General features: G+C 47.1%; 16 protein-coding genes. 10 read left to right on the top strand and 6 right to left on the bottom strand.

The features are described from left to right. Positions 1 to 78: 78 nt before the first annotated feature. On the top strand, positions 79 to 1,116 hold the full coding sequence (locus DN062_RS02390) for an NADP(H)-dependent aldo-keto reductase (RefSeq protein WP_112157224.1): 1,038 nt from the start codon (positions 79 to 81) through the stop codon (positions 1,114 to 1,116). 110 nt (positions 1,117 to 1,226) lie between these two features. Continuing rightward, positions 1,227 to 2,081, top strand: a complete 855-nt coding sequence (locus tag DN062_RS02385; RefSeq protein WP_112157223.1) for a PA4780 family RIO1-like protein kinase — start codon at positions 1,227 to 1,229, stop codon at positions 2,079 to 2,081. A 123-nt stretch (positions 2,082 to 2,204) separates the two neighbouring features. On the opposite strand, the gene preA is transcribed toward DN062_RS02385, so the two are convergent. Together preA and DN062_RS02375 are read right to left on the bottom strand one after the other, a co-directional pair. Further along, entirely contained in the window at positions 2,205 to 3,482 is a 1,278-nt protein-coding gene (gene preA, locus DN062_RS02380) for an NAD-dependent dihydropyrimidine dehydrogenase subunit PreA (protein ID WP_112157220.1), read from the bottom strand. A 17-nt stretch (positions 3,483 to 3,499) separates the two neighbouring features. After that, entirely contained in the window at positions 3,500 to 4,852 is a 1,353-nt protein-coding gene (locus DN062_RS02375) for an NAD(P)-dependent oxidoreductase (RefSeq protein ID WP_112157218.1), read from the bottom strand. 302 nt (positions 4,853 to 5,154) lie between these two features. On the opposite strand from DN062_RS02375, the gene DN062_RS02370 reads away from it, so the two are divergent. After that, positions 5,155 to 5,817, top strand: coding sequence for a TetR/AcrR family transcriptional regulator (locus DN062_RS02370; RefSeq protein ID WP_112157216.1), 663 nt, complete (start codon positions 5,155 to 5,157; stop codon positions 5,815 to 5,817). 25 nt (positions 5,818 to 5,842) lie between these two features. Here the strand turns inward: DN062_RS02370 and DN062_RS02365 are convergent, their stop codons facing one another. Further along, complete coding sequence (locus tag DN062_RS02365; protein WP_112157214.1) at positions 5,843 to 7,078, bottom strand: Zn-dependent hydrolase; 1,236 nt, start codon at positions 7,076 to 7,078, stop codon at positions 5,843 to 5,845. 428 nt (positions 7,079 to 7,506) lie between these two features. Between DN062_RS02365 and hydA the strand changes: the two genes are divergently transcribed. The 6 genes from hydA (at position 7,507) to DN062_RS02335 (ending at position 14,178) form a co-directional block, all read left to right on the top strand. Continuing rightward, the gene (hydA, locus tag DN062_RS02360) at positions 7,507 to 8,946 is read left to right on the top strand and encodes a dihydropyrimidinase (RefSeq protein ID WP_112157212.1); all 1,440 of its coding nucleotides are present in this window, start codon (positions 7,507 to 7,509) and stop codon (positions 8,944 to 8,946) included. Between the two features lie 40 nt (positions 8,947 to 8,986). Then, positions 8,987 to 9,808 carry an ABC transporter ATP-binding protein gene (locus DN062_RS02355; protein ID WP_112157211.1) on the top strand — a complete coding sequence of 274 codons (822 nt, stop codon included), beginning with the start codon at positions 8,987 to 8,989 and terminating at the stop codon, positions 9,806 to 9,808. Positions 9,809 to 9,818: 10 nt separating this feature from the next. Beyond that, positions 9,819 to 10,706, top strand: a complete 888-nt coding sequence (locus DN062_RS02350) for an ABC transporter permease (RefSeq protein ID WP_112157208.1) — start codon at positions 9,819 to 9,821, stop codon at positions 10,704 to 10,706. Further along, a complete protein-coding gene (locus tag DN062_RS02345) occupies positions 10,703 to 11,659 on the top strand; it encodes an ABC transporter permease (RefSeq protein WP_112157207.1) in 957 nt (318 codons plus the stop codon). The genes DN062_RS02350 and DN062_RS02345 overlap by 4 nt, the downstream gene beginning before the upstream one ends. Positions 11,660 to 11,696: 37 nt before the next feature. Next, a complete protein-coding gene (locus tag DN062_RS02340) occupies positions 11,697 to 12,701 on the top strand; it encodes an ABC transporter substrate-binding protein (RefSeq protein ID WP_112157205.1) in 1,005 nt (334 codons plus the stop codon). 193 nt (positions 12,702 to 12,894) lie between these two features. Then, on the top strand, positions 12,895 to 14,178 hold the full coding sequence (locus tag DN062_RS02335; RefSeq protein ID WP_112157203.1) for a ribonuclease J: 1,284 nt from the start codon (positions 12,895 to 12,897) through the stop codon (positions 14,176 to 14,178). A 54-nt stretch (positions 14,179 to 14,232) separates the two neighbouring features. On the opposite strand, the gene DN062_RS02330 is transcribed toward DN062_RS02335, so the two are convergent. The 3 genes from DN062_RS02330 to DN062_RS02320 all read right to left on the bottom strand — a co-directional run bounded on the left by DN062_RS02330 (position 14,233) and on the right by DN062_RS02320 (position 17,175). Then, entirely contained in the window at positions 14,233 to 14,739 is a 507-nt protein-coding gene (locus tag DN062_RS02330) for a metal-dependent hydrolase (protein WP_112157201.1), read from the bottom strand. Between the two features lie 85 nt (positions 14,740 to 14,824). After that, complete coding sequence (locus tag DN062_RS02325; RefSeq protein WP_112157200.1) at positions 14,825 to 15,553, bottom strand: TrmH family RNA methyltransferase; 729 nt, start codon at positions 15,551 to 15,553, stop codon at positions 14,825 to 14,827. Further along, positions 15,550 to 17,175, bottom strand: coding sequence for an NAD(P)/FAD-dependent oxidoreductase (locus tag DN062_RS02320; protein WP_112157198.1), 1,626 nt, complete (start codon positions 17,173 to 17,175; stop codon positions 15,550 to 15,552). Before DN062_RS02320 ends, DN062_RS02325 begins: the two co-directional genes overlap by 4 nt. Positions 17,176 to 17,337: 162 nt before the next feature. Between DN062_RS02320 and rlmE the strand changes: the two genes are divergently transcribed. Next, a complete protein-coding gene (rlmE, locus tag DN062_RS02315; protein WP_112157195.1) occupies positions 17,338 to 17,958 on the top strand; it encodes a 23S rRNA (uridine(2552)-2'-O)-methyltransferase RlmE in 621 nt (206 codons plus the stop codon). The last annotated feature ends 332 nt before the right edge of the window (positions 17,959 to 18,290 follow it).

Raw genomic sequence — 18,290 nt, 5'->3', positions numbered from 1 at the left:
CTATAGGCCAAACCTTTCAGGTCAGTCATTGATAATCGTCAAGGTTCGCTCTTAATTCGAACCGATACCGAGGACAGTATGGATTACAGACAATTAGGCAAAACAGATATCCGCGTTTCGAAGCTTGCGCTAGGCACCATGACTTGGGGAGAGCAAAATACTGAGTTAGACGCTCATCAGCAGCTTGACCTTGCTTGGGACGCCGGCATCAATTTTGTTGACGCCGCTGAAATGTACCCAGTCCCCCCCAAGGCAGAGACACAGGGCTTAACCGAACAATACCTAGGCTCTTGGCTTCAAAAGCGCGGCTTGCGTGATAAGATCATTATTGCAACCAAAGTCACAGGACCCGGTGAAAGTTTTCATTACCTAAGAGAGGGGCCTCGTCTATCTAGACAACATATCATCTCTGCGGTCGAAGGTAATCTGCAACGCCTGCAAACCGACTACATTGACCTTTATCAATTGCACTGGCCTGAGCGCCACACCAATTTTTTTGGTCAACTGGGTTACCAACATCGTATCCAAACCGATCTTATCAGCATTGAAGAGACGTTAAGCGCCTGCGAAGAACTCGTTAAAAGTGGCAAAGTCCGTCATATTGGTATTTCAAATGAAACGCCTTGGGGTATGCATGAATACTTACGTTTAAGTGATCAACAGGGTCTAACCCGTATTCAATCCATTCAAAACCCCTATAACCTGTTGAACAGAACCTTTGAGGTTGGCCTTGCTGAAATGTCTATTCGCGAGCAGGTCGGACTTCTGGCATACTCACCGCTTGCCTTTGGTGTTTTAAGCGGTAAATATCTGAGTGGACAACGTCCCGAAAAAGGTCGTCTTACACTCTATGAGCGTTTTAAGCGTTACACCTCAGAGCGTGCAGAGCATATCACGGAGGCCTATGTTAACCTGGCTCGCCGCTATGATCTGGACCCTGCACAAATGGCATTGGCGTTTGTAAATGAGCGCCCTTTTGTTACGGCCAATATAATCGGAGCCACTACGCTGGAGCAATTGCAGTCGAATATCGATTCAGCCAAACTGTATTTATCGGATGAAGTGCTCGCTGAAATTGAAGCCTTGCATCTTCAACAGCCTAACCCCTGCCCATAAGACGGCAGGTATTGGCAAGAACCGTCAAGAGGGCGTTTTAGAACAGAGTGATTAAACATTCTGTTCTGTCTGCCCCCTCTATTTAGACCGCTTTATCGGAAGTGTTATTGATGAAAGTCCCAAAACGATTACAACCCTTGGTTGAAGATGGAATGATTGATGAGGTCATCAGTCAGTTAATGAGCGGAAAAGAAGCACAAGTGTTTGTGGTACGCGCAGGCGAACATGTGCAATGTGCAAAAGTGTTTAAGGAGGCCAAACAACGAAGCTTTAAGCAAGCCGTTGAATACCAGGAAGGTCGTAAGGTTCGAAATAGCCGTCGCGCACGTGCGATGTCAAAGAAAACACAGTATGGGCAGAAAGAGCAAGAGAATGCGTGGCTCAATGCCGAGGTGGACGCCCTTTATCAACTGGCCGCTGCCGGCGTTCGCGTTCCTAAACCCTACGGGTTTATCGATGGCATCTTGTTGATGGAGCTCATCACCGATGCTGAAGGCTATGTAGCCCCCAGACTCGATGACGTCACCCTTAGCAAAGAAGACGCACTGCGTTGGCATGAGCAAATTATTAAAGAAATTGTGCGCATGCTTTGTGCAGGTTTAGTGCACGGTGACTTATCTGAATTTAATGTTCTGCTCAACGATCAGGGCCCTGTCATCATCGACTTACCCCAAGCCGTAAATGCGGCAGGTAACAATAATGCAGAGCGCATGTTGGCACGTGACGTCAATAATATGCGTGCGTATTTCGGGCGGTTCGCGCCTGAGTTGCTAACGACTCAGTATGCAAAAGAAATGTGGGATTTGTACGAGTCAGGTAAATTGACACCTGAGTCGCAATTGACTGGCCAATTTGCGGAGAGTGAACATCTGGCCGATGTTGATGAATTAATGAGCGTCATTGATGCCGCTACGACCGAAGAGCAAGAACGTTTAGAACGACTGCGTGCAGCCAACGAAGACTAACGCAACTCTATATATCTTACCCTTGGGTTAGTTATAGCACCTCTTCTTGAGGTGCTTATATTGACTATTAGCAGGTTTCACAGTGGAGGTGAATTTATTAACACCTCCAGTTTACTCTAGTATCTAATGCCCAATCTCACGATGAGGATTACGCTCATCGTGAATCCAGCTCAGGTAAGGTTTCTCTGCCTCACGTTGCTCCAACGTAATGCACGCCGACACCGGACAGGTAATCTCGCATAAATTGCAGCCTACACATTCATCCTCGATCACTTGGTAACGGTTGCTTCCATCTGGCTGAGGCAGCTTGGCAATGGCTTGATGAGAGGTGTCCTCACAACTGATGTAACAACGGCCACAACCAATACATGTGTCATCGTTGATGTTCGCCACCACCTTATAATTCATATTAAGGTATTTCCAGTCGGTCGTATTGGCCACGGCAAGACCTCTAAAGTCTTCTAGACTTTCATACCCTTTGGAATCCATCCAACGACTCAAGCCATCTTTCATTTCAGTGACAATTCTAAATCCATGAATCATGGCCGCGGTGCACACCTGAACCGAGCCAGCCCCTAGTGCAATAAACTCAGCGGCATCACGCCAATTACTAATTCCCCCTATCCCTGAAATAGGCAACCCAAGCGTTGCTGGATCACGCGCAATTTCCGAGACCATATTTAAGGCGATGGGCTTAACGGCTGGTCCACAATAGCCACCATGGGTACTCTTACCATCGACAATAGGCCTTGCCACCATCTGATCCAGATCGATTCCAGTAATGGAGTTAATCGTATTAATCAAAGACACAGCATCGGCCCCACCCGCTTTTGCCGCCCGTGCAGAGAAACGGATATCGGTAATGTTGGGGGTGAGTTTCACAATAACAGGTAAGCGACTGTGCAGCTTACACCAACGTGTCACCTGTTCAACAATATCAGGCACCTGTCCTACAGCGGCCCCCATTCCTCGCTCTGGCATTCCATGTGGGCAGCCAAAGTTTAGCTCCAATCCATCCGCACCTGTTTCTTCAACCAACTTAACAATTCGCTTCCAAGAGTCCTCGACACAAGGCACCATGAGAGAGACAATCAGCGCCTGTTCGGGCCAGTGTTTTTTAACGGCTTCAATCTCTCTTAGATTAATCTCCAATGAGCGATCGGTAATCAACTCAATATTGTTAAAACCGACCACCTGCCCATTCGCGTCGTAGGTCGCAGAGTAACGCGATGACACATTCACTGCCGCTGGATCTTCACCGAGTGTCTTCCAAACCACCCCTCCCCATCCCGCTTCAAATGCCCGCTCGACGTTGTAGGCTTTGTCGGTTGGTGGCGCGGAAGCTAACCAAAAAGGATTGGGGGATTTAATACCTGCAAACGTCGTTTTTAAATTCGCCATGATGGGTCTCCTTCGGCTTAAGCCTTGTCTGCTAGAATAAGGAATGAATGAATGGCTTCAGCCGCGCGTTTACCCTGCTGAACAGCTTCGACGGTTAAATCTTGACCGACTGACGTGCAATCACCCCCGGCATAGACCTTGGGTATCGCGGTTTGAAATTCAGAATTAACGGCCAGCTTTCCTGACTTAACCAGGCTTGATAAGCCTCCCTCATTTTCTGGCAGAACCAGCGTTTGGCCTACGGCTTTAAACACCGCATCGCAACCTATCTCGTAGGTTGTATCTAGATCTATCAATTGCCCTTGATCCATTGCTGTAGAACGAAATTCAACGCCCACCAAAGCACCTGCGTCATCCACTAATAAGTGCTCAGGTTTGCTCCAAGTTTTTATTTGAACCTCATGTGCCTTCGCAATCGCCTGTTCATGTGCGGTCGCACTCATGCTTTCGGCACCCCGTCGATACACCAATGTCACCTCTTCACTGCCTAAGCGTTTTAATTGGCAAGCAATATCTATAGCGGTGTTACCAGCCCCGATGACCACAGCTCGCCTAGGCACATCAAGTTCACTAAGGTCAGAGGCTTGTCGCAATTGACGTATATAATCCACGGCGTTTTGAACCGTTTCTAACGCCTCATGGGCAAGCATGAGTTGTCGAGTCCCTTGCAAACCTATGGCTAAAAACACGGCATCGAACTCAGCCTGCAATTCAGCCAAACTCAAGTCTCGGCCCAAGACTTTCTCCGTGTGTAAGGTAATTCCTCCCAGACTTAGGATGAAGTCCACCTCTTTGGCAGCAAAATCCTCGGTCATTTTGTAGCGTGCTATGCCATATTCATTTAGCCCGCCTGCTTTCTCATGCGCTTCAAAAATCTCAACCTGATGCCCTTTCATCGACAAACGATGCGCACAACTCAAGCCCGCAGGTCCGCCGCCAACGATGGCAATACGTTTTCCAGTCTCAGGCTCACGTGAGAAAGGATGCCCTTCAAATTGAGCGTGATCTGTCGCATAGCGTTGAAGCAAGCCAATCAATACTGGCGCACACTCCGCTTCCTTGTTGCGAACACAAGACTGCTCGCACAGAATTTCGGTTGGACACACACGAGCACAAGTACCTCCGAGTATATTGCTTGAGTAGATGGTCTGCGCTGCGCCTTCGATATTTTCATGGTGGATGGCATTGATAAAACTTGGAATGTCGATTTCGCTGGGGCATGCCTTGACACAAGGAGCGTCATAGCAATACAAACAGCGTGCACTTTCAAGTTCGGCTTGGCGTGGTGTTAAAGGGGGATGGATATCACTAAACAGTTCGTTGAGTTCCCGTGTTGGGGAAATCTTAATTAACGGGGGTTGCAGGCTCATTGACAGGCGCTCCCAAGACAGTTTTTTGTTCCGCCTAATCCTGCCGCGAGACAGGCTGACGATCATTGTGTCTTAAGAGATGCAGACCTTATGCCAACTTCTGACCATTTGGTCAGAAGTTTTAGCAATAAGATGTAAGCACATGAAAACGAATGAATAAATTACCTTAAAATTCATGTAAGATATTTTTTTATGCATTTTTTGTTCTGAATGACTTGCCCCTCATGCTTTTTTTCTGCACTCTTTTTAAGCAGATAGAACACCGCTCCACCCATTACCATGCACTTTATCGGTGAATTATAGTGAGTAAACGCCCTGCTCCAAACGTCAAATCCAAAAGCAATCGACGCAGTCTTGCTCAAGTTCGGCAAGACAACTCTGAACACATTCTTCGCGTCGCAGAGCGTTTATTCAGTGAACGAGGCTACAGTGGCACCACGATTATGGCCATCGCTGAAGAGGCGTGTTTACCCAAAGCCAATATTCTGTATTACTTTCACACCAAAGAAGCCCTTTACCAGGGCGTTTTAAGCAACATTCTAAAGATTTGGATGCTGAGCATGAACGATATGACGCCCGAGCAGCATCCGCGTGATGCGCTGCGTGACTATATCATTAAAAAAATTCGTCAATCCAAAGAGTACCCGCATGCATCCAGAATCTTTGCCGCCGAGGTGTTGCACGGTGCGCCCTTTTTGCGCAAGCAATTAGAAACTGACTTAAAGGAGCAGTTTGATAAAACCTGTGATGTATTTCGACAATGGATTGCAAAGAAATGGATGGATCCGGTTCACCCAGAACATCTGATGTTTATGCTGTGGTCGTCTACGCAAGCCTATGCCGATGTTCAGGTTCAAAGCTGCATTTTGCTCAATAAAAGTGAGCTGGATGATCAAGACTATAATGATGGAGCGGACTTCCTTGTCCGGATGGTGCTAAAAGGCTGCGGCATCAATCCCGTGTGACGCTAGAGTGATCTATATAGGCGGGTTATGCTTCTATTTGGGCCAGGGTCAACATGGCGTTAAACAGTACGGCGCACCCCGCTTCACACTCCTCAGCGGTTGTTGATTCAATTTCATTGTGGCTGATTCCATTTAAACAGGGCGTAAAGACCATACTGGTGGGTGCAAAGTCAGACACGTAACAAGCATCATGTCCAGCCCCAGCAATGATGTCCATATGCGAATAGTCTAGCGCTTCGGCTGCTTCTCGCACGGCGGCAATACAATCAGGGTCAAATGGAATTGGCGCATAGTACCAGATGGGTGTCAGGGCTATCTTGACCCCTGTATCGGCTTCAAGTGCTTCAATCTTCGCTTTCAATGCTTCATCCATTGCCGTAAGCGCCTGATCCTCTGGGTGGCGCAGGTCGATGCTCATTGTTATTTTTCCGGGAATCGTATTCCGAGAATTGGGTAACACCTGCATAAACCCGACCGTACCGCAGCCCGGCTTATTGGCTTTCGCGATTGATTGCACAGCTAGAATGAGTGATGAGGCACAGGTTAAGGCATCTGTTCGTAAGTGCATGGGCGTTGTTCCCGCATGGGACTCTTGGCCGATTAATTCGACATCGTACCAACGCTGCCCCTGCCCGCCTGTAACAACACCAATCATTTTCCCTTCAGCTTCTAAATAAGGGCCTTGCTCAATATGGGTTTCGAAGAAGGCTTTATAGGCTCGACCTGTCACAGGCTCAGTGCCTGCATACCCAATGCGCTCCAATTCATCGCCAAGGCGAATACCCTCGACATCCGTTTTATTGAGAATTTCGTCTAGTGTAAAACGTCCGGAGACCACACCTGATCCCATCATGGCTGGCGCAAACCTTGACCCTTCTTCATTGGTCCACACCGATATTTCTATCGGGTGTCGTGTTTTGATTTGGTGATCATTCAAGCTCCGAATCACTTCCAAGCCTGCCAGCACACCAAACACACCATCAAACTTGCCCCCCGTGGGTTGAGTATCCAAGTGACTGCCGGTACCGACAGGCGGCAACGTGCTATCGGTCCCAGGGCGGGTCGCCCGAATATTGCCCACTTGATCTATTTTGATGTCACATCCTGCGTCTTTTGCCCACTGAATGTACAAGTCGCGTGCTTGCTTATCCAGATCTGTTAGCGCCAAACGGCAGCATCCCCCCTTGTCTGTTGCACCAATTTTTGCCATGTCCATCAAACTTTGCCATAAACGCGCCTTGTTGATTGTATACACCTGCATTGTCTCACCTATTGCATTGACCTAGAGAAATAGCCGCTAGGATTGGCGACTGCCTTAATGTTTCTATTTACCATGCAAAGTCCTGACCAATTGGACAATACCCATTCAAGGCAAAGCAATCGATTGATTTTCAATAAAAATACGGTCTGATGCGGGACCTCTCTTCGTAAATTTGTTCTTTTTTTGCTCGTTCGCTGAGATTAAAGCCCCATAGTTGTGCAGGTTTTTTACACGGCATTTCCAACAACCACATCTTGATGATTTGGCAAAACACTCAAAATATATCTAAAAAACATTTAGTTAAAAAATATTTACCAAACTTCTGTCCATCTGGTCAGTTAATTGCATTGCTTTTGCTATACCAACACATAACTCAATGTTACAGATGTATTCGAACGGCATAGAGTTTGACGAAGTGGAGTAAAACGATGGGTGTCCTAATTAAAAACGGTACGGTTGTTAACGCTGATCAACGCTTTGAAGCCGATGTGTATTGTGAAGCAGGAAAAATTTTGGCCATAGGTAAGGATTTATCGTTACCTGAAGGGGCTGAGTTAATTGATGCAACAGGTCAGTTTGTGATGCCCGGCGGCATAGATCCTCATACGCACATGCAGCTGCCATTTATGGGCACCGTTGCTAGCGAAGATTTTTACACGGGCACCGCAGCGGGTTTAGCGGGTGGTACGACGATGATCATCGACTTCGTCATCCCAAGTCCGCAACAACCGTTGATGGAAGCCTATCATATTTGGCGCGAGTGGGCGGCCAAGTCTGCCGCTGATTACTCATTTCACGTGGCGGTCACCTGGTGGGATGACAGTGTGTACGAAGACATGGGCACATTGGTAAAGGAAGAAGGCGTTAATTCCTTCAAGCATTTTATGGCCTATAAAAATGCGATTATGGCGAACGACGAAACCATGGTGAACAGTTTTAATCGTTGCTTAGAACTCGGCGCCATGCCCACCGTGCATGCCGAAAATGGTGAGCTCGTCTATCACTTACAACAAAAGCTCTTAGCAGCAGGTTTAACAGGGCCTGAAGCACACCCACTCTCTCGACCCACCGAAGTGGAGGGCGAAGCAGCCAATCGTGCCATTCGCATTGCTCAGTCTTTAGGCGTGCCTTTGTATCTTGTTCATGTTTCTTGCAAAGAGGCGGTCGACGAAATTGCACGTGCTCGCCATGAAGGTCAACGTGTCTATGGTGAGTGCCTGGCAGGCCACTTAGAGCTAGATGACAGTGTGTACCAACACCCCGACTGGGCATTTGCAGCTGCTCATGTCATGAGTCCGCCCTTTCGACCCAAAGGTCACCAGGAGGTTTTATGGAAAGCACTTCAAGGGGGAACCTTGCAAACCACTGCAACCGATCACTGCTGTTTTTGTGAGCCCCAAAAAGCAGCCGGTAAAGATGACTTTTCAAAAATTCCTAATGGTACCGCCGGCATTGAAGATCGACTCATGGTGCTATGGGACTCTGGGGTGAATACAGGGCGTTTAACCGAAAGCGAGTTTGTCGCGGTGACCTCAACGAACACAGCCAAAATTTTCAATCTTTACCCGCAAAAGGGGCATATAGCGGTGGGCTCGGATGCTGACATCGTGGTCTGGGACCCCAACAAACACCATACCTTGTCGGCCAAAACTCACCATCAAAATATCGATTTCAATATTTTTGAAGGTCGCACTGTGCTGGGAGCACCCAGCCATACCATCAGCCAAGGAAAGATTGTTTACAAACTAGGCGAACTTTTCGCTGAACAGGGTGCTGGGCGCTACATCAAACGGCCAGCCTTTCCGGTGATTTTTGATGCTGTCGAAAAACAAAATTTTAATAAACAGCCCAAAGCCGTCAATCGATAAGGTAAACGCGCTTTTTTGATACGAGTTTAGGAAATACAGCATGAATGCATTAAACCCAGATGTAATTAATCGACCTGCCGCTTCAGGTCGATCTATGGTGGAGGTTAACAACCTTTCACTGATTTTCGAGGCAAATGATGCACCCGTCCATGCACTGTCTGAGATTAATCTCACGATACACAAGGGCGACTTTGTGTCGTTTATTGGCCCTTCCGGTTGTGGCAAAACCACTCTCTTACGGGTTATCGCCGATTTAGAGCAGGCAACCAGTGGCGAAATAAAAGTCGGGGGAACCTCACCCAGCGATGCCCGCCTTAATCGTATGTATGGCTATGTTTTTCAAGCGCCGGCATTGTTTCCTTGGCGCACCATACGCAGCAATTGCGCCTTACCCATGGAAATTTCATCACAGTCTAAAACGCATCAACACGCTCAGATCGATAAGTACTTACAGATGGTTGGCCTGCAAGACTTTCATAATAAGTTTCCTTGGCAACTGTCGGGAGGGATGCAGCAGCGTGCATCTATCGCAAGGGCCCTTTGCCTTGAGCCTGAACTGCTGTTGATGGATGAACCTTTTGGGGCATTGGATGAAATCACCCGTGATCATTTAAACATCGAGTTGTTGAAAATCTGGGAAGCCACGGGGAAAACCTTGGTATTTGTTACCCACTCCATTCCTGAAGCCGTTTTACTGTCAACGCATATTGTTGTTATGTCACCTAGACCGGGTCGCATCGTCAAGGTCATAGAAAGCCCGCTACCCAGACATAAAACGCTTTCTTTGAGGGATACAGATGCCTTTCACGCACTAGCAGCCGAAATCCGTCAGGCGCTTGCTGAAGACCATCAACTGGATTGAGGAGGATCTCATGCAGCGATTTAAGTCACTGACACAACACACAGGCTTTGCCGTAGCCGTGGTCATACTGGCGCTATTGATTGTCTGGTATCTGGCTGCGTTGTGGATGAACGGTCAGCAACTGATTATGACCCTTGAGCGCACTCAACAACCCTGGACGTATCTAGAGATTGTTCGTAATGCGTATGGCATAGCGCGCCCACCGCTTCCCGTCCCACACCAAATTGCCGTCGAACTTTACAACAGCATTGTCAATCAACCGATCTCTTCACGTCGATCCTTGCTGTATCACACGATCATTACCTTGAACTCCACCCTTCTCGGGTTTGCCATGGGATCGATACTCGGCATTCTAATTGCTGTTGGCATCGTGCATAACCGAACACTTAATGCCAGCTTAATGCCTTGGGTAATTGCCTCACAAACCGTGCCCATTCTAGCCATAGCGCCCATCATAGTGGTAGTGCTTGGCTCCATTAACATTACGGGAATACTGCCTAAAGCAATGATTTCAATGTATTTATCTTTTTTCCCTGTGACCATCGGGATGGTTAAAGGCCTGCGATCTGCTGACAAACTGCATATGGAACTAATGATGACCTACAACGCCAACTCTCAGCAAATGTTTTGGAAGTTACGCTGGTTTTCGGCACAACCCTATCTATTTGCCAGCCTTAAAATTGCGATTTCAGCAGCCTTGGTCGGTGCCATAGTCGCGGAGCTTCCGACCGGCGCCCAAGGAGGATTAGGGGCTCGCTTACTAAGCGGATCCTACTATGGCCAAACCATACAAATTTGGGCGGCATTAATCATGTCGGCGCTGTTAGGCTGGTTTTTAATAACGATGGTTGGCCTCGCTGAACGCTGGATTTTAAAAAGACGGGGAGCCGTACAATGAATGCTCGGATACTCACCCTTGCCGCACTTTTGTGCTTGCTTCTACAGACGATGCTGGTCTTTCAACTCCCTATAGGATTTTACCAACAGCCGTTCTGGCTTTTACTTCTGGCCTTAGCTGTGATGGCATGTGTGTACTTAATGCAACGGCTTGCAAACATCACCTCGCCCCGCTCAGCAGGAGCAAAGCTCTCACAACTGCTTGTGCCAGCACTGTTTGGCTTTATGATCTTGATGCTGTGGGAATCCATTGTTCGTGGTTTTAATGTTCCCTTAGTGCTGATGCCGGCCCCTTCACGCATTATGACCACTTTGTTGAACAACCTGCCAACACTTTGGGCAGACTTCCAACAAACCTATTTGAAAGCGGTCATTGCAGGCTATCTGATGGGCTGTGGGTTAGGGTTTATGACGGCTAAATGGGTCGTGCGCAGTCCCTTCCTGCAAAAGGGTCTCTTGCCATTGGGTAATTTTATGGCTTCGATTCCAATCATCGGTATTGCTCCCATCATGGTGATGTGGTTTGGCTTTGACTGGCAATCAAAAGCGGCTGTCGTCGTTATCATGACCTTCTTCCCAATGCTCATTAACACCTTAGCGGGGCTCAAGTCTGTTGACCCACTGCATGCAGACCTTATGCATACCTATGCCGCCGGAAAAAGCCAAATCTTTTTCAAAAGCCAACTCCCCCAAGCCATGCCTTTTATTTTTAACGCATTAAAACTCAACTCTACACTGGCGCTAATCGGTGCCATCGTGGCCGAGTTTTTTGGCACACCCATTGTGGGCATGGGCTTTCGAATATCCGCTGAAGTGGGCCGCATGAATATGGATATGGTCTGGGCCACTATTTTTGTCGCAGCCCTGGCTGGCTCATTAAGTTATGGCGCATTGGCGTTATTGGAACGATGGTTGACCTTCTGGCACCCGTCTATTCGAGATAAACGTTCTTAAGTTGTCAGTAAATCAAGAAACTATAGAGGTGTAGAGCATGAAAAAAAATCTAATGAGTACCGCTGTTGGACTGGCATTTATGGCGTCTGCTTTGACTGTTCAAGCCAATGATAAGCTTACATTACAGTTAAAGTGGGTAACGCAATCACAATTTGCAGGTTACTACGCCGCATTGGATCAAGGCTTTTATAAGGATGCGGGCCTTGATTTAACCATCAAGTCAGGTGGACCTGATATTGCACCTGCACAGGTTTTAGCAGGTGGTGGCGCTGATGTTGTCGTTGATTGGCTACCGTCTGCGCTGGCAACACGTGAACGTGGCTTACCGCTAGTCAATATCGGACAAATTTTTGATCGCTCTGGCATGATGCTCACCTGCCTTAAATCAAGTGAGATCAGTAGCCCTGATGACTTTAAAGGTAAAACACTGGGTGTCTGGTTCTCTGGCAATGAGTACCCCTTTTTAAGCTGGATGTCTAAGCTAGGTTATGCAACCGATGGCAGTGCCGAAGGTGTGCGAGTCTTTAGACAAGGGTTTAACGTTGATCCACTCTTTAATGGTCAAGCGGATTGTATTTCAACCATGACCTACAACGAGTACGGCCAAGTCTTAGACGGCGGACTCACGCCTGATAATTTGGTTTTATTTCCATATGAAGATGAAGGTGTTGCAACCCTTGAAGATGGCTTGTATGTCTTAGAATCCAGCCTTCAGGATGAAGCCAAGGTTGATGCACTGGCGCGTTTCTTAAGTGCCACTATCAAGGGTTGGGAATGGGCTAAAGAAAACCCAGAAGCGGCCGCGATGATCGTACTTGATAATGATGATTCAGGTGCTCAAACAGAAGCTCACCAAGTTCGGATGATGCAAGAAGTTGCTAAACTTCTGAGCACTCAGGAAATGGGCATCGGTTATCTTGATCCCGCCGCATTTGAACGAACCGTTGATGTGTTGTTAGACAGTGACTCCACCCCTGTCATTACAGAACGTCCAACGGGTGCTTACACTCATGTCGTGTTTGAGAAAGCAAAAGCCCTGTAACCCTTATAGAGGCAAAGAGGGCAGCATTCTTCCCTCTTTGCATTTGCAATACGAGTGAAATCATGTGATGAAATATTACGAATGGAGGTTTAGAATATAGCCCAAATATAAAAGGAGATTATTTATTAATAGCTTAGTCCCTAACGCCTCTGATCTTTGGTTTCTGCCGCTGGGTGGTACAGGTGAAATTGGTATGAACCTGAATCTCTTCGGGCACGATCATCAATGGCTAATGGTAGACTGTGGCCTTACCTTTAAAGCGCCTCTGTCTGGGGCAGACCCAACCTTGCATGATCGCGTTTGTGCTGACCCGCAGTTTATCGCTCAGCAAATTAATCGACTAGCAGGAATCGTTATTACACACGCCCATGAGGATCACCTAGGTGCTCTGCCTTTCTTATGGCGTCGATTTAAATGTCCTGTCTACACAACACGTTTTACGGCTGAGATTTTACGACGAAAACTGGCCGAAACTGGGCTTGCTGGCAAGGTTCCCATTATTGAAGTCAATCCTCAGACCCCTCAACAAATAGGTGTTTTTTCTGTTGAGTGGAAAGCCATTACGCATTCAATACCTGAGCCATACGGTTTGCTTATCAAAACCCAGGCAGGCCGTATTTTTCACACGGCAGATTGGAAAATTGATGCGCAGCCTGTTACGGGTAAAGCCTTCGCACCTCAAATATTTGAAGAGCTTGGACAACAAGATATTACGGCGATGGTGTGTGATTCAACCAATGCTCTTCGTGAAGGGCACTCGGCATCCGAAGCAGAGTGTGCAGATGGCCTTTTAAAGGTCATTGAGCAAGCTAAGGGACGCGTGGTGGTGGGATGCTTCAGTAGTAATATCGCCCGGTTAATTTCCTTAGCACGGATTGCACAGCAGACGGGACGCTACATGGCCGTGTTAGGACGCTCATTGCAAAATATGGTGAGCGCAGCAAAAGTCACAGGGCACTGGCCAAAGGATTTGATCTTAATCGACTCAAGCCATTTGGGCTATTTGCCGAAAGAAGAAGTCTTAGCCGTCGCGACAGGAAGCCAAGGCGAACCCAGAGCTATTTTAAGCCGTCTTGCATCGGGACATCACCCAGATCTATTGCTTGAGCCAGATGACACAGTGATTTTCAGCTCCATTATTATTCCGGGCAATGAGCTGTTAATTGAGCGCTTGGTAAAAGAGTTTAAACATAGGGGGATTAAAACCCTGCAGGCAGAAAGCGCTGAGTACTGTATTCATGCATCAGGGCATCCCTGTCAGGATGAGCTCAAAGCACTTTATTCCTGGGTAAAACCCAAAATATCTATCCCCGTCCATGGTGAAGCTGAGCACATTCAAAAGCATGCTCAGCTCGCAAAAAGCTACGGTGTCCCCATTCAATTGGCTGGCTTAAATGGCGATTTATACCTAATCGCTCCTCAACCAGGGATTCGTAGGCAAGTGGTTGCAACAGGACGCATTGCGCTTGATTCTTAAGGGTGTTTGTTACCAACCCTAAAGACATCAAGGTGATGGTTTGCGCAAATGTACCTAAAAAGAGTTTAGCAAATGCTGTGGAACCACGTCTAAATAAAACAAGCAAAGCCCCGCCATCAAGCAAGCAACGATCAAGCGCTCCTGCCAGCTCCCGGTTAAAAAGGCAAAGCGCATACTGATTCGAGTTTTTTTCGGCCAGAACAGTGGGACTCCGCCTCGTGTCATCCAATCAGCCACGAGATGTGAAAGGCTGCCCACCCATATTGCTAACCACCAATTCTGATAGTAGGGATCATAACGCTGGTAGGCCATTGCTAACCCAATCGTTAATACCAGCATAAATAGCAAAGAGTGCGTTGGGCCTCGATGCGGAATCAATCGACCCACTAGCTTAAACGGCCTGAAATGACGACTGATCATACTCTTGGGGTGATCAATGTCCGGCAGCAAGCTACCAATAACCGCCATGCTTAGAGTTGGAAGATCAACGGGGATAGAGAATAGATGCCCAACCACTGTCCAACTGGTAACGCCAACAACGATGTGAGAGTAACCCATCATAAAAAACAAACCTTAATACGGCTGAAGGTTTAAATATATAACCTAAAAAAATGGAGGGCGGTCGACTATCTTGACACAAGATAAGCTACGAACGACGTTGCCGTTCGTAAATGCAAATATTGACAGCACTGGCGAGATTTAAGGAGTCAATCGCACCGCTACCAGGAATACTAAAGACGTTGGTTTTTAGACCCATGATTAATTCATTCGGAATACCGCGCGCTTCATTACCAAACAGGTAACAATCGCATTGCTTAAACTCCGTTGAATCTAACCCCTTGCCGCTTAAATCTAAACAACCAATGGTATGATAACGCTCACTTAACTCGGCAATCGAAACCTCTTGCTCAATCGGCACATGAAAGACAGCTCCCATACTTGAACGAATTACTTTTGGGTTAAATGGATCAACGCTACCTGGAGCCAATAAGCATCGAAATCCGCCAAACCAAGCTAAACTTCGTAAAATCGTGCCTAAGTTACCAGGATCCTGCACTTCGTGCAGATAAATACCAATATCGGTTTTAGAACCAGTAGGTTGTATTCCTGAAATAGGCACAACCGCCACAATACCCTGTGGCGTTTTCGTATCGGATATTGCCAACATCTGCTTTGAAGTGATCAGGTGCTTTTTAAAGGGCGTATCCCAATCTTCATAGGCACTGGTCACGTAAATTTCAGTTGAACATAAACTTGGCTGCTGTTGATAGACCGCCTGTAGCTCTTGTATCAAATGCTCGCCTTCTACAAGGCAATATCCGAATTCAGAACGATACTTCTTCTGATGGAGTTTTTTGATATCGTCAAGCTTCATGCAGATTCACTCATATCTCGTAACATTTTCAAAGCGACCGCTTCTGCCACTTTAATGCCATCAATGCCTGCTGAAAGAATGCCGCCTGCATAGCCTGCACCCTCTCCCGCTGGATATAAACCCCGGGTATTTAAACTTTCAAAAGACCCTGAGTCTCGTGTGATTCGAATCGGAGATGAAGTACGTGATTCAATACCGGTTAGCACGGCATCATGGCGATCAAAGCCACGAATCTTCTTACCAAAGGCAGGCAAGGCTTCGCGAACGGCGTCGATTACGTAATCTGGTAGAGCGGCAGCAAGGTCACAGAGATGAACACCTGGCTTATAGGATGGCTCAACAGTGCCAAGCGCCGTTGACGGAACCCCTTGTAAAAAATCACCCACTAATTGCGCAGGCGCTTTGTAATCACTGCCACCTAAGGTGTAGGCGATTGATTCCAAACGCTCTTGTAACTCAATACCAGCCAATGGGTGACCTGGGAAATCATGTTCTGGGCTAATACTGACCACAATCCCTGAGTTTGCATTGCGCTCATTACGAGAGTATTGGCTCATACCATTTGTGACAACACGGCCGACTTCAGATGTGGCAGCAACCACGGTTCCACCTGGGCACATGCAAAAACTATAAACAGCACGTCCATTTTTGGCGTGGTGAATAAGCTTATAATCCGCGGCGCCAAGCTCTGGATGCCCGGCATACTTACCTAGGCGGGCCTGATCAATCAGTGATTGCGGATGCTCGATACGAAAGCCTATCGCAAAGGGTTTGGGTTCAATAAACACCTGCTTTTCATGAAGCATACGAAACGTATCACGCGCGCTATGACCCAAAGCCAATACGACATAACGACTGAAATACTGAGTACCATCGGCAAGTTGAACCCCTTGCACCCTATTGTCTTCCAGCATGACATCGGCCACTTTCGCTTCGAAATGAATTTCGCCACCCAGTGCGATGATTTCCTCACGCATCTTCGCAACAATACCCGTTAAACGGAAGGTGCCAATGTGTGGTTTATTAACGTAGAGTATGTTGTCTGGCGCCCCTGCTCGCACAAACTCAGACATAACCTTGCGGCCATAAAATTTTGGATCTTTCACTTGGCTATACAATTTTCCATCTGAAAAAAGCCCAGCCCCACCTTCTCCAAACTGAACATTCGATTCGGGAGTAAGTTCACCTTTACGCCATAAAGCCCAGGTATCTTGTGTACGCTGACGAACGTCACGGCCTCTTTCAAGCACGATTGGTTTAAACCCCATTTGAGCCAACAATAAGGCTGCAAATAAACCGCAAGGGCCGAGTCCCACAACAATAGGGCGCTCCGATAAATTGGCAGGCGCCTTCGCAACCGTGTAATAGCGCGTATCGGGAGATCGAGTAATATGAACGTCATCTTTAAAGTCCTGCAAAATGCGTTCATCGTCTTCCGTCATCAGATCGATAATGTAAACAAAGCGAATTTCTGTATTCTTTTTTCGTGCATCGTAGCTGCGTTTAAAAATCGTGTAATAAACCAGGCTGTCTTCAGAAATATTTAAGCGCCGTAGAATGGCAGATTTTAAATCCAAATCGGTATGATCAAGAGGTAACGACAGCTCAATAAGACGAATCATTAAGGGGTTCCAGCAAGTAAAAATGTCAACAAAACAGGTGCGTGATTATACCTGTCCGTTTATCTAAAGTCAGGCTGTGCGATGGGTGAGACCCTTAGCTTTTTGCTCATTATGGGTGGACAGAGTACAATTCGTTTTTTAATTTGATGGTTTTATTCGGTTATGGCGCGTTCTAAAAGCAGTGGTCGTTGGTTAATGGAGCATGTCAATGATCCTTATGTTAAGCAAGCACAAGTTGATGGGTATCGCTCACGGGCCAGTTATAAATTGCTCGGCATTAACGATAAGGATAAGCTCATAAAATCTGGAATGCTGGTGGTTGATTTAGGATCGGCACCCGGTGGGTGGTCTCAGGTTGCATCTAAATTGGTTGCACCGAAAGGACGTGTTATTGCCTCGGATATACTCCTAATGGATTCATTAGCCGACGTCGAGTTTATCCAAGGCGATTTTACTGAGGATAGCGTTTTCCAACAGATACTGGATGCGATAGGTCAAGAGCCCGTTGATGTCGTTATTTCTGACATGGCACCCAACATTAGTGGGGTTGCAACCGCTGACCAAGCTGCGTCAATGTATCTTGTAGAGTTGGCCTTAGATATGGCACGAAGCGTGTTGAAGACGAATGGGGCATTTGTTGCTAAGGTGTTTCAAGGTGAAGGATATGAAGAATTCATCAAAGATATACGCCAGTCATTTACAAGTGTAGTCATCCGAAAGCCAGAAGCATCAAGAGCGCGCTCGCGTGAGATATTTGTTGTTGCGAAGGGATTTAAATCTTAGTAGAGACATTTGATAGAGAGTGTCTTTGCATCCATGCAGCTGCGTCCTTGCAGCCTTACACCTTCCTTGAAGGAGACAGAGGCCCATTTCCTGTGGGCTGTCGCAATCCTTTGCGCTCTGTCTTGAGGCTATTTTCAGCGATTCTCCTTGGCATGTATATAGGAGTTTTTCCTAAAATCACCCAGTGGGTCGTTTTTAATTTCATTTAAAATTTTATAAAAGCAAAAAGCCCCTGACTCATGGAATCAGGGGCTTCTCTAAATAAATGCCTGGCGATGACCTACTCTCACATGGGGAAACCCCACACTACCATCGGCGATGACGCGTTTCAC

It is taken from the genome of Nitrincola tibetensis, from assembly GCF_003284585.1.
Lineage (GTDB): Bacteria > Pseudomonadota > Gammaproteobacteria > Pseudomonadales > Balneatricaceae > Nitrincola > Nitrincola tibetensis.
This window is presented reverse-complemented; position numbering and strand designations above follow the sequence as displayed.